The organism is Egicoccus sp. AB-alg2 (assembly GCF_041821065.1).
Taxonomy (GTDB): domain Bacteria; phylum Actinomycetota; class Nitriliruptoria; order Nitriliruptorales; family Nitriliruptoraceae; genus Egicoccus.
In genome coordinates this window covers 57,645-68,893 of sequence record NZ_JBGUAX010000002.1, presented here as the reverse complement: position 1 = coordinate 68,893, position 11,249 = coordinate 57,645, and the positions used below count along the sequence as shown (strand labels likewise).

Annotated in this window: 11 protein-coding genes; 4 read left to right on the top strand and 7 right to left on the bottom strand. The window is 72.6% G+C overall.

Annotated elements, in window-relative coordinates; translation table 11 throughout:
* Nucleotides 1–132: 132 nt before the first annotated feature.
* Complete coding sequence (locus tag ACERM0_RS02935) at nucleotides 133–474, bottom strand: hypothetical protein (RefSeq protein WP_373677023.1); 342 nt, start codon at nucleotides 472–474, stop codon at nucleotides 133–135.
* Nucleotides 475–875: 401 nt separating this feature from the next.
* On the opposite strand from ACERM0_RS02935, the gene ACERM0_RS02930 reads away from it, so the two are divergent.
* Entirely contained in the window at nucleotides 876–1,466 is a 591-nt protein-coding gene (locus ACERM0_RS02930) for a hypothetical protein (protein ID WP_373677022.1), read from the top strand.
* Nucleotides 1,467–1,476: 10 nt separating this feature from the next.
* Here ACERM0_RS02930 and ACERM0_RS02925 read toward each other — a convergent pair whose 3' ends face one another.
* Nucleotides 1,477–1,950, bottom strand: a complete 474-nt coding sequence (locus ACERM0_RS02925) for a MarR family winged helix-turn-helix transcriptional regulator (protein ID WP_373677021.1) — start codon at nucleotides 1,948–1,950, stop codon at nucleotides 1,477–1,479.
* Between the two features lie 105 nt (nucleotides 1,951–2,055).
* On the opposite strand from ACERM0_RS02925, the gene ACERM0_RS02920 reads away from it, so the two are divergent.
* Nucleotides 2,056–2,580, top strand: a complete 525-nt coding sequence (locus ACERM0_RS02920; RefSeq protein ID WP_373677020.1) for a VOC family protein — start codon at nucleotides 2,056–2,058, stop codon at nucleotides 2,578–2,580.
* Nucleotides 2,581–2,594: 14 nt separating this feature from the next.
* On the opposite strand, the gene ACERM0_RS02915 is transcribed toward ACERM0_RS02920, so the two are convergent.
* On the bottom strand, nucleotides 2,595–3,224 hold the full coding sequence (locus tag ACERM0_RS02915; RefSeq protein WP_373677019.1) for a transcriptional regulator: 630 nt from the start codon (nucleotides 3,222–3,224) through the stop codon (nucleotides 2,595–2,597).
* A gap of 80 nt (nucleotides 3,225–3,304) precedes the next feature.
* Between ACERM0_RS02915 and ACERM0_RS02910 the strand changes: the two genes are divergently transcribed.
* On the top strand, nucleotides 3,305–4,894 hold the full coding sequence (locus tag ACERM0_RS02910; protein ID WP_373677018.1) for a pyruvate, phosphate dikinase: 1,590 nt from the start codon (nucleotides 3,305–3,307) through the stop codon (nucleotides 4,892–4,894).
* A 157-nt stretch (nucleotides 4,895–5,051) separates the two neighbouring features.
* Here the strand turns inward: ACERM0_RS02910 and ACERM0_RS02905 are convergent, their stop codons facing one another.
* Together ACERM0_RS02905 and ACERM0_RS02900 are read right to left on the bottom strand one after the other, a co-directional pair.
* Complete coding sequence (locus ACERM0_RS02905) at nucleotides 5,052–5,777, bottom strand: Clp protease N-terminal domain-containing protein (protein ID WP_373677017.1); 726 nt, start codon at nucleotides 5,775–5,777, stop codon at nucleotides 5,052–5,054.
* Nucleotides 5,774–6,766, bottom strand: a complete 993-nt coding sequence (locus tag ACERM0_RS02900) for an acetylxylan esterase (protein WP_373677016.1) — start codon at nucleotides 6,764–6,766, stop codon at nucleotides 5,774–5,776. Before ACERM0_RS02900 ends, ACERM0_RS02905 begins: the two co-directional genes overlap by 4 nt.
* A 136-nt stretch (nucleotides 6,767–6,902) precedes the next feature.
* Here ACERM0_RS02900 and chrA point away from each other — a divergent pair, with 136 nt between their 5' ends.
* Nucleotides 6,903–8,315 (top strand): chromate efflux transporter, encoded by a 1,413-nt coding sequence (gene chrA, locus ACERM0_RS02895; RefSeq protein ID WP_373677015.1) that lies wholly within the window; start codon nucleotides 6,903–6,905, stop codon nucleotides 8,313–8,315.
* 72 nt (nucleotides 8,316–8,387) lie between these two features.
* Here the strand turns inward: chrA and ACERM0_RS02890 are convergent, their stop codons facing one another.
* Both ACERM0_RS02890 and pyrE read right to left on the bottom strand, forming a co-directional pair.
* A complete protein-coding gene (locus ACERM0_RS02890; protein ID WP_373677014.1) occupies nucleotides 8,388–10,340 on the bottom strand; it encodes an ATP-dependent metallopeptidase FtsH/Yme1/Tma family protein in 1,953 nt (650 codons plus the stop codon).
* A gap of 165 nt (nucleotides 10,341–10,505) precedes the next feature.
* Entirely contained in the window at nucleotides 10,506–11,183 is a 678-nt protein-coding gene (gene pyrE, locus ACERM0_RS02885; RefSeq protein WP_373677013.1) for an orotate phosphoribosyltransferase, read from the bottom strand.
* Nucleotides 11,184–11,249 lie beyond the last annotated feature (66 nt).

Here is an 11,249-nt window from a genome sequence, read left to right as displayed (position 1 = left end):
CACTTCCCGTGGATGGCCGGGTTTCGGGCCGTGCTGTCCGCCGGATCGCGGAGCGCGCCTGCCCATTTCCCGTGTATGACCGGGTTTCGGGCGCGCGCGTCGCTCGAGTCTGGGACGTCGGGCCGTGCGTCGTCAGCCGAGGCGGTCGGGGAGTGGGCGGCCTTCGGACAGTGCGGCCGCGACCTCGTCGAGGGCTTCGACCGGTGACCTCCCGGTGCCCAGGCCGACCCGGCGTTCCTGTCCATCGGACGAGTTGGCCATGATGGCCGACCATCCATTCCTCCGCGCGTCACGGGCCATGACCAGCACGTCGAGCGGCGGTGGCAGCAGCGTCCCCCAGCTGTTGAGGATCACGTCACCCGCCTCGTGCCGCACGAGCCACCGGCGTCCCTCGGGGTCGGTGACGCGCCGGATCTCGTCCGTCGAGGCGGTGGGTCGGCGAGACCGCCGCCGGCGTCCCTCGTCGTCGGCCACCAGGGCTCCTCCCCGGAATCCGGAGAACAAAGACCCCCGCGGCCCCGGTCCTCCGCGGCGCACCCTACGCGGCGGTCGACCGCCGCGGACCCGTCGGTCGGGTTCGCGAGCGAAGGTGACGCTCCTCGGTCGGGCATCCTGCGGTGGGTCGAGGAGGGCGTCGTGACGCTGCGTGAGCGTGAGAAGGCGCCACGCCAGCTGGTCCGGAGCCGGGCGTGCTGTCCGCCGGATCGCGGCGCGCGCGTGCCCACTTCCCGTGTATGGCCGGGTTTCGATGGCCGGCTCCGCGACGCCTTCGGCGGACAGTCGGCCGGTGTCGGCCCGGCCGGACACCACACCGGGGACCGGCCGGATCGAGGTTGGTTCGCGCGGTTCGACCGCCTGCTCGGGAGCGGCGCAGGATGAACGACGACGAACCGGGACTGGCCGACCTGGGCGAACTCGAGCGGCATCGTCTCGCCGAGATCGTGCAGGACGGGCGTGCGGTCGACGATCCGCGCCTGGCGAGCGCTGCTGTGGAGCTCGCCCGCCAGCAGCGGCGGGTCAGCTTCTGGCTGATGACCAGCATGCTCACCGTGCCGGCGCTCGTTGCCGGCCTCGTCCAACTCGTCGTCACGGGGACGGTGGATCGGACGCTGGTCGTGGCCGCGCTCGTGGTGATGGCCCCCTTCGCGTTGGGGTTCGGGTGGCTGGATCACGCCAATGCCGCCGCGGCGGAGCGCGCCAACCAGGCCCTTCTGGATGGTGCACGGATCGACCCCGAAGCGGCACCGAGCGTCGGCCAACGGATCGGGGCCGGTCTCCTCGCCCTCCTGGTGGCCGTCTTCACCGCCCGGATGTTCCTCTGGGTCGGCTTCGCCGGGCTCCGCGCGGTCGGCGTAGAACCGGGCGAGCTGCCCGCCTGGGGCCAGGTCGTCGGCAGCCTCGTCGTCATGGGGCCGATCTGGTTGCTCGGTTACCGCGCCTTCACCCGGCGGTCCCCATCGTCGTGACTCGCGCGGGTCACCGCTGACCGTCGGCGTCCTCCGAGAGCCGGTCGAGCACCCGTGAGGTGACACGGATGATCGTCTCCAACTCGTCGTCGCTGACCAGGTCGAGGAAGAGGCGCCGCACCGTGGCGACGTGACCGGGGGCGGCGTTCCGGATCGCCTCGCGCCCGTCGACGGTGACGGCGACGAAGTAGCCGCGGCGGTCGGTGGGGCAGGTCTGCTTCTCGACCAGATCCCGGGCGGACATGCGCTTGAGGTGGTGGCTCAGCCGGGTCTTGTCCCACCCGAGCGTGTTGGCGAGCTCGAACGCCCGCAGGCGGCCGTCGGGATGGTCGGTCAGCGCGACGAGCACCATGAAGTCCTGCAGCGACAGCGACGACTCCGCCGACAGCTGTCGGGCGAGCGCGGCTTCCAGGCGCATCTGCATGAACTGCAGCCCACGCCAGGCGGTCGCCTCGTGCTCGTCCAGCCACTGCACCTGATCCATGTCGCGCAGCATACCGACACTGGTTGACATCTCAACAAAGAAGGTGGACACTTCAACCATTCCCCGGTCGGTCCCGGGGGCCGCCTCTCCCGCTGGAGCCTCACCATGGCCGTCTCGCCGGTCCGTCTCAACCACGCCGTGCTGTTCGTTGCCGACCTCGAACGCGCGGAACGCTTCTACACCCAGGTGTTCGGCATGGAGGTCGTGGCGCGGGAGCCGCGCGCCAACGCCGCCTTCCTGCGCCTGCCGCGGTCGGGCAACCACCACGACCTCGGGCTGTTCGGGGTCGGACCGGCCGCCCCGCCCAAGCGTCGCGGCGGCATCGGGCTGTACCACCTGGCCTGGCAGGTCGACACCATCGAGGAACTCGCCGACGCCCGGCGGATCCTCGGCGACGCAGGCGCGCTGAGCGGCGAGAGCAGCCACGGCGCGACCAAGAGCCTCTACGGCATCGACCCCGACGGCAACGAGTTCGAGATCATGTGGATGCTGCCGCGCGAGGCCTGGGGTGAGTTCGAGAACGCCGCCCCCATCGAGCGGCTGGACCTGCGTGCCGAGCTCGAGCGCTGGTCGGGCGTGCGCACCGCCGGCCGCATCGTGGCGGAGAGCGGGGACGGCACCGCCGTCTGAGCGTCGACGGCGGGTCAGGCGTCGCGAGCGATCCCCAGGGTCGCGAGCAGATCCTCGTGCAGCTGGAACCAGACCGTGTGGTACGAGTCGAGGCTGTCGGTGATCTGGGCGACGTCGCCGGCGCCTGCGCGTTCCAGGGCCCTGGCCAGCCGTGGGCCGTAGCGTGAGAACCGCTGCAGTCGGGCCCCGAGGCGCGCACAGACGTGCTGTGCCTCGGCGTCCAGGTCGGCCAGCCGAGCCAGCACGCTGTTGTCGTACTCCGCGTCGGTGTGGTCGTTCAGGACGACGCTGCCGTCGACGCCGCGGACCTGCCACGCGCCGCACAGGTCCAGGGCCCGAGGGTTGAGGTCGAGGAAGTCGACGTAGGCCACCTGGACCTCGCCGCGTCCGCCGGCGACGTCCAGTTCGTCACCGATCCGTTCGGTATCCGCGGCCTTGCCGGCGTCGGTGAGCCCCCAACCACCGAACTCGCCCCGTTCATGGGTGACCAACCCCTGCGCGGCCAGGGACAGCAGTTCCTCCTCGACGTCCGCATCGGTCAGCCCGGCGAGGGCCGCCTCCACACGCTGCACGGACGCGAAGCCGATGCAGCGCAGCGTGTGCAGCACGAGCAGGTCGGGCGGGGTGGGGTGTGGTTCGATCATCCGGACGTCGACACGGTCGGTGACGGTTGGGCGAAGGACACGGCGCAAGCCTAGGGGTCGTCGCGCTCGCCGACGCCATCGTGGAGGACCTCGACGCCGAGGTGCTCGGGAACAAGGCCGTGGGGCTCGCCACGATGGCGCGGCTGGGCCTGCCGGTGCCGCCCGCCTTCGTCGTGACCACGCCGGTCGGCCGGCACTTCCTGCGCCACGGCGCGCTCGCGGGCGACGTGGCCGCGGCGATCCGCGAGCAACTGCACGCACTCGAACGCGTGACGGGACGCCGGCTGGGCGATCCACGGGCACCGCTGCTCGTCGCGGTTCGGTCGGGGGCAGCGGTGTCCATGCCGGGGATGATGGACACGGTCGTGAACCTCGGCGCCCTGCCGGTGCAGGCCGCGCTCGAGGCGGCGCCGTCGGCGTTCCACGTCGACACCCGCTTCCGGTTCCTGCGCAGCTACGCCACCACCGTCGCCGGGGTGGACGAGGCCGTCTTCGCGGACCTTGAGCGACGGCACGCCGCCGGGAGGCAGGGTGCAACACGACCCGACGCGTTGCTCGGAGCCGTCGAGGAACAGCTCGACCGGGCCGGCCACGCGATCCCCGAGGACCCGGTCGAGCAGGTGGAGCGTGCCGTGGCGGCGGTGTTGGGCTCGTGGCATTCGCCGCGGGCACACGCCTACCGGCAGCGCCAGGACATCCCGCACGACCTGGGGACGGCCGCGGTCGTGCAGGCGATGGTGTTCGGCAACCGGGACGCCGACAGCGCGACGGGTGTGGCGTTCAGCCGCGACCCCACGACCGGCCATCGGGCGCCCTACGGCGACGTGCTGTTCACCGCCCAGGGCGAGGACGTGGTGTCCGGCCGGGCCGACACCGGCCGACTGTCCGCCCTGGCGGAGCGCCTCCCAGACGCCTGGGACACCCTCCTCGACGCCTTGGCGCTGCTGGAGCGCGAACTGCGTGACCTCGTGCACGTCGAGTTCACCATCGAGTCCGGGCGGCTCTGGCTGCTGCAGGTCCGCGTCGGTGGTGCCACGGCCCGCGCCGCCATCAAGATCGCCGTCGAGCTCGTGGACGAGGGGCGCATCGGCACGACCGAGGCACTGCGACGGATCACCCCCGAGCAGGTCCGGGTGAGCGCCGCCGCAGCGCGCGCGAGCCACGATGGCGAGCGCGTGCTGACGGCCGGGCTGGGTGCGTCGCCCGGCGTCGCAACCGGGCGGATCGCGACCACTTCGGAGGAGGCCATACGGCTGGCCCGAACGGGGCCCGTGGTCCTCGTCCGGCCCGTGACGTCGCCGCGGGACATGCCCGGGATCGCCGCGGCGGTCGGCGTCCTGACTGCGGCCGGCGGGCTGACCAGTCATGCCGCGGTGGTGGCGAGGTCGTTGTCCAAGGCCGCTGTCGTCGGCGCGGCCGGCATCGCGATCGACGCCGGCGCCGGCACGGTGACGGTCGGTCCGACGGTGCTGCGGACCGGTGACGTGGTCTCCATCGACGGCACCAGCGGCGCCGTGTTCGTCGGCGACGTGCGAGCGCGAGCGGACGGCGTCGATCCCCACCTCCAGCGGTTGTTGCGCTGGGCGGACGACCTCGCTGGCGGTTCGGGCCGCTCGCGCTCGCCCGCGGCGAGGCTCGCGGCAGCCCATGCCCGGCTCGGAGCGGGCTGACCTCCACCCCCGGTGCGGGGCCGGGCCGATCTCGCTGGGCGCAGGGCATCGGGCACACGCGGCTGGACCGGGCGGTCACGGACCTCCGGGCGGCCGGCGTGCCGGTGATCATGCTCTCGACCGGCGGCGACGAGGACGAGCCGGCGGCGCGGTGTCCTCACGACGGGCGGCCGGCAGCGCCGTGAGGTGCACGAGCGTCGACCCACAACCGGTGGCGTCGCGACGCGTCGACGTCCACCGCGCCCGGACCCAGGAGGTCGCCGAGGAGGCCGGGCAGGTCAGCGTCCTCCTCGGCCTGGACGACGAAACGGCCGTCGTCGGTGAGGTTCCAGCTCCAGTGCCAGCGGGCGCCGAGCACCTCCACGAGGTGGCCGTAGACCTCGCCCCACCGCTCGGCCGGGCCCGACACCTCCGGGCCGTACGCGAGCTCGACCGCCCGGGGCAGCGGCAGGTCGGGCACCGCGACCCCCTCGGCGACCAGCGCGTCGCGCAACGCCGCCGTGGTGATCCCACGTCGCTGCAGGAACGCGATCCCGGCCGTGTCGGCGGCGTTCCACAGCAGCGCGACCAGCAGGTCCTCCGCGCGAACCTCGGCCGAGCCGTTGGCGATCGCCACCCCCTCGGACCGAGCCAAGAGCTCACGGATGCCGGCGAGCGTGGTGGCGCCAGCCTCGCCTCCGGCACCCGCCGCAGGGGCGCGTCCGGCCAGCTCACGCTCGACCACGTCCGCGGTCAGCCCGACCGCTTCCAGTGCGCGCCGGCCGGCCGTCACCGGTCCATCGAGGACGCCCGCGAGCAGGTGTGCCTCGGTGAGGTCGTACTGCCGCAGGCGCCGGGCGACCCGGGCCGCCGCCGCGAGCACCCCGGCACTCGCGTACGTCACGTCAGGACCTCGCGCAGGAAGGTCAGCTCCTCGCGTACGTGGTGGGCACCGCCACCTTCGTGCTCGTTGAACGGGTAGACGCGAATGTCCTTGTCGCCCGCGTAGGCGTGGAAGGCGGCGAACACGGTCGACGGCGGACACACCGTGTCGGCCAGCCCGACGCTGAACAGCGCCGGCGCCTGGGCCCGCCTGGCGTGGTTGACGACGTCGAGGTAGCTCAGCGTCGCGAACACCTCGTCGGCCCGGTCGCGGTGGGTCCGGCAGTAACGCGACAGCTCGCCGTAGGGCAGCGCGTCGGTCACCTCCACGGCGCGCCGGAAGTGGGCCAGGAACGGCACCTGCGACGACACGGCGGCGGGCTGCTCGGCGAGGTGGGCGGCGGCCAGCGCGAGCCCGCCGCCCTGACTGCCGCCGAGCACGGCGACCCGGCCGGAATCGACGGCCGGATGCGCCCGCACGGCGTCGACCGCACGGGCCGCGTCGACGAACAGCCGCGTGAAGTAGTGCGTGGCCGGGTCGGCGATCCCGCGCGTCAGGAACCCCGGGGCCGCCGGCGCGCCCGTGTCACCGACGTCGGCGGTGTCACCGACCGCCCACGACGAGCCTTGCCCGCGCGTGTCCATCACCAGGTGGGCGAACCCGGCGGCCGACCAGAACAGCCGCTCGTGCGGCAACCCACGGCCGCCGCCGTAGCCGACGTACTCGACCACGGCCGGCAGCGCGTCGGTCCGGTCCCGGGGCAAAAGCAGCCAGCCCTTCACCGGTGTGCCCCCGTGCCCGGCGAAGGTCACGTCCAGGACCTCGACGGTCACCAGGTCGACCGGCGCCGGCGCGAAGCGGGCCGCCAGCGGGTGGGCGGCCGCGGCGTCGCGTTGCTGCTTCCAGAACGCGTCGAAGTCGGCGGGCTCGGCCACCTCGGGCCGGTAGGTCCAGAGTTCCTCGAGCGACTTGTCGACCAGCACGCGCAGCACCTCCCGCTCGGCGAGCACACCCGGTCCGGTGCGTGCCGCCGCGAAGCTAGCTCGCCATGGGCCGGCTCCGTGCCGGAGCCAAGGCTGGTGTCGGGCAGCGCGTTCCCGATCGCTCGGCTACAACTCCCGCTCGCGCTTCCCGCCAGGACCTCGCATGACCGCCGAGCACGCCGATCGCGACCCCGCCGTCTCCGGCGGTGAAGAACCGCCGGGACTGGCAGGGCATGGCATCGGTCTCGGCGAGGCCACCCGGGTGTGGGGATTGGTGGCCCTCAACAGCTTCGGCGGACCGGCCGGACAGATCGCCGTCATGCACCGGTTCCTGATCGAGGAGCGGCGCTGGTTCTCCGAGAAGCGGTTCCTGCACTCGCTCAACTACTGCATGCTGCTGCCCGGCCCCGAGGCCCAGCAGTTGGCCACCTACTTCGGATGGTTGCTGCACGGGACGCGTGGGGGACTGATCGCCGGCGGGCTGTTCGTGCTGCCGGGCTTCCTCGCGATCATGGCGCTCAGCGTGCTGTACGCCGGCTTCGGGGACGTCACGGCCGTCGAGGCGATCTTCTACGGCATCAAACCGGCGGTCATGGCCATCGTCGCCGCCGCGGTCGTGCGCATCGGCTCACGCGCGTTGAAGAACCGCACGATGTACGCCATCGCCGGGGCCGCCTTCGTCGCGATCTTCTTCCTCGACGTCCCCTTCCCGTTCATCATCGCCGGCGCCGGCGTCCTCGGCTTTTTCGGCGGTCGACGGTGGCCCGACACCTTCGACGTCATCCGTGGCCACACAGCCGACGACACCGCAGACGGAGGCGCCAGGGTCTCCGACGACGACCAACCCGTCCGGCCCTCCACCCGAAGGTCGCTGAAGGTCCTGGCCATCGGCGTGACCTTGTGGTTCGCACCGATCGTCGGGCTGGCCATCTGGACCGGCCGTGAGAGCATCTGGGTGCAGCAGGGCACCTTCTTCTCCACCGCCGCGGTCGTGACCTTCGGTGGCGCCTACTCGGTGCTGGCCTACCTCGCCCAGCAGGCGGTGCAGACCTACGGCTGGCTCGCTCCGGGCGAGATGCTCGACGGGCTCGGCATGGCCGAGACCACCCCGGGGCCGCTCATCCAGGTGGTGCAGTTCGTCGGCTTCATGGGTGCCTACCGCGCCGACCTCGGTCTCGACCCGATGCTGGCCGGTGTGCTCGGCGCGATTCTCACCACCTGGGTCACGTTCGTGCCCTGCTTCCTCTGGATCTTCCTCGGCGCGCCCTACATCGAGTACCTGCGCGGCAACCACCGGCTCACCTCCGCGCTGTCGGCGATCACCGCCGCGGTGGTCGGCGTCGTGCTCAACCTCGCCGTCTGGTTCTCACTGCACACCATCTTCGGGCAGGTCGACGAACTCCACGCGTACGGCGTCCGGCTCTACACCCCTGAATCCGCCAGCCTCGATCCGCTCGCCGCCGCCATCGCGACCGCGGCTTTCTTCGCCATGTTCAAGCTCCGTTGGTCCATGCTCCGCACCCTCGCCGTCAGTGCCGGCGCCGGCGCCCTGCTCCACTACCTCGTCGTCGCGTGAGTGGGCGCCGTCCGACCGGCTTGGTCCACCGTGCGGCGCAGGCTCGACCAGGTATGCGGGCGCTGGCGCAGGTCAGGCGCGGGTGACCTCGGCGAGCTCGCCCTGCAGGCGCAGGATGTCGGCGAGGTGCAGCGTCTCGTCGAGCAGCAGCCCGTCGGCCACCGCGGCCAGCAGGTCCGCGTTGGTTTGGAGCAGCGCGCGAGCCTCCGCCAGCGCCTCGTCGAGCAGCGTGTTGACGGCCGCGTGGACCTGCTCGGCGAGCGGGCCGTTGACGACCTGCTCGGGGGAGAGGCTGGCGACGCCCAGGGGGCTCATGCCGTAACGGGTCACCATGTTGGTGGCCAGTTCGGTGGCGTGCTGGAAGTCACCGGCTGCGCCCTGCGTGAACGAGCCGGCCAGCAGGCGCTCCTCGGCCGCGCGGCCCGCCATCGCGGTCACCAGCTTGGCCCGCGCCTCGCTGGCGGTCATGAAGGCGTTGTCGTTGCCGCTCATCCACGTGACGCCGCCGGCCGGCCCGCGCGGCACGATCGTGACGGTGACCGGGTCGTCGGCGTCCGGCTGCAGCAGCGCGGCGAGGGTGTGACCGGCCTCGTGCCAGGCCGTGATGGTGCGGTCGCGGTCGGTGGTGACCGCCGAGCGACGTTCGCGGCCGAGCATCGCCGTCGACAGGGCTGCCTCGAGGTGGTCGGCGTTGACGGCCTCGGCGCCGTCGCGGGCCGCCTCGAGGGTGGCGCTGTTGACGAGGGCGGCGAGGTCGGCGCCGGTCATGCCGGGCGTGCGGCGGGCCAGCGCGACCAGGTCGACGTCGTCGGCCAGCCGGCGACCGTCGGTGTGCAGCTCGAGGATCTTCGTGCGGCCGACCCGGTCGGGTGCCGGCACGGCGATCCGACGGTCGAAGCGCCCGGCGCGCAGCAGCGCCTGGTCGAGCACGTCCGCCCGGTTCGTGGCGGCCAGCGTGATGATGCCCGAACCCTCGAAGCCGTCCATCTCGACGAGCAACTGGTTGAGCGTCGCCTCGCGTTCGTCGTTGGCACCCGAGGACGGACCGTTGCCGCGCGCCTTGCCGATGGCGTCGATCTCGTCGATGAAGATGATCGCCCGCTCGTGCTTGCGGGCCTTGGCGAACACGTCGCGGACGCGGCTGGCGCCGACGCCGACGAACATCTCCACGAACTCCGACCCGGACAGGCTGAAGAACGGCACGCCCGCCTCGCCGGCGACCGCACGGGCCAGCAGCGTCTTGCCGGTCCCGGGCGGGCCCTCGAGCAGGAACCCGCGCGGCACGGTCGCGCCGCTGGCGGCGAACCGCTCCGGATCGTGCAGCAGGTCCACGACCTCGCGCAGCTCGGCGACGGCCTCGTCGGCGCCCGCGACGTCGCTGAAGCGCGTGGAGGGCACTGCGGCCGGGCCACGGTTGGACTTGCCGAACTGGCCGAAGCCACCCTTGCGCGCCACGAACCACAGCAGGAACGACACGATCAGCAGGGCCGGCAGCAGGTTCGTGACGATCGGGGTCAGCCGGTCCGGTTCGGGCTCCGGCTCGCCTGTGAACGGCACACCCGCGTCGACGAAGATGGCGGCCAGGTCGGGGCCGTAGCCCTCGTTGTAGGCCGCGACCAGCTGCTCGCCCTCGGGCAACTCGAAGGCGCCGTCGGGGGCGATGGCCGGCGAGGTGGCCGTGGCCGGGTCGCCCAGGACGAGCAGCACCTCGCGGCTCTTGTCGTCGATGGTGGCGAAGGCGACCTCGCCGCCGCGCACCCGCTCGATCGCCTCGGAGAGGACCACGCGCTGCGGCTCCGCCGCCGTGGTCGGCCAGCTCAGCGCCACCAGGGCCGCGATCATCACCACGAGCCCGGTGGCCGCGACCCAGACGCGCTTGTCGCGCCAGACGTCCGAGCCTGGCGAGCTCGGACGGCGCACGGAACGGCGGCGCGGCGCGGTGGTCGAGTTGGACGGGTCGGGACGGCGCGACTTGGACACGGGCAGCTCACGGTTCGCGGTCAGCGAGGCAAGGAGGCTAACCATCCCGATCGGCCACTGTCCCCGCCACGACAGTCCGGGAACGGCGAGCGCACGAAAGGGTAAGAACAACGTAAAAGCCCCCAACCGCCGGGAACCCGGGCCGACTCGGCCGATCCCGCCGCCTCGCCGCCCTGCTCCAGAGCGCTGCGCGGGGCGCCGCGGAAGTGCTCAGCGCACCCCGTAGATCGCTCGGTAGCGCGCGATCCGGTCGAGGTCGTCGTCGCCCAGCACCCGCCGGCCATCCACCTCGCGGTCGCGCAGGTGCTCCACGACGTCGTCCACGGTGGCGAGCGCCACCGTGCGCAGCCCGTGGTCCTCGGCCAACTCGTCCAGCGCCGACACGTCGTCACGCGAGCCACGTTCGCGGCGGTCCACGCCGACGACCAGCCCGACCACCTCGACGTCCGCGGCGGCGCGCAGCAGTGGCAGGGTGTTGCGGATCGAGGTGCCCGCGGTGGTGACGTCCTCGACGACGACCACCCGGTCACCGTCGGCGAGCGGGTGACCCACGAGCGAGCCACCTTCGCCGTGGTCCTTGGCTTCCTTGCGGTCGAAGCAGAAGCCCACGTCGCGGTCGTGATGCTCCGCCAGCGCGATGGCGGTGGTCACCGCCAGCGGGATGCCCTTGTAGGCGGGACCGAACAGCACGTCGACGCCGTCGCCGAACGCCTCGTCGATCGTGGCGGCGTAGAAGCGGCCGAGTTCGGCCACCTGTGTGCCGGTGCGGTAGCGGCCGGCGTTGACGAAGTAGGGGGTGCGCCGGCCGGACTTGGCGACGAAGTCGCCGAAGGTCAGCACGTCGCACCGCACCATGAAGTCGACGAAGTCGCGGGTGCGTTCGTGCACGGCAGGACCGATCGGGGCGGGTGGCGGGGGAGTGGCGGCAGCGTAGACCCGGGCCGTCGTAGGGCC

Bases quoted from the DNA above. Each gene is read 5' to 3' on its own strand.
- ACERM0_RS02890 (WP_373677014.1), bottom strand. From the start codon at position 10,340: ATGGTTAGCCTCCTTGCCTCGCTGACCGCGAACCGTGAGCTGCCCGTG.
- ACERM0_RS02930 (WP_373677022.1), top strand. From the start codon at position 876: ATGAACGACGACGAACCGGGACTGGCCGACCTGGGCGAACTCGAGCGG.
- ACERM0_RS02915 (WP_373677019.1), bottom strand. From the start codon at position 3,224: ATGATCGAACCACACCCCACCCCGCCCGACCTGCTCGTGCTGCACACG.
- ACERM0_RS02925 (WP_373677021.1), bottom strand. From the start codon at position 1,950: ATGGATCAGGTGCAGTGGCTGGACGAGCACGAGGCGACCGCCTGGCGT.
- ACERM0_RS02920 (WP_373677020.1), top strand. From the start codon at position 2,056: ATGGCCGTCTCGCCGGTCCGTCTCAACCACGCCGTGCTGTTCGTTGCC.
- chrA (WP_373677015.1), top strand. From the start codon at position 6,903: ATGACCGCCGAGCACGCCGATCGCGACCCCGCCGTCTCCGGCGGTGAA.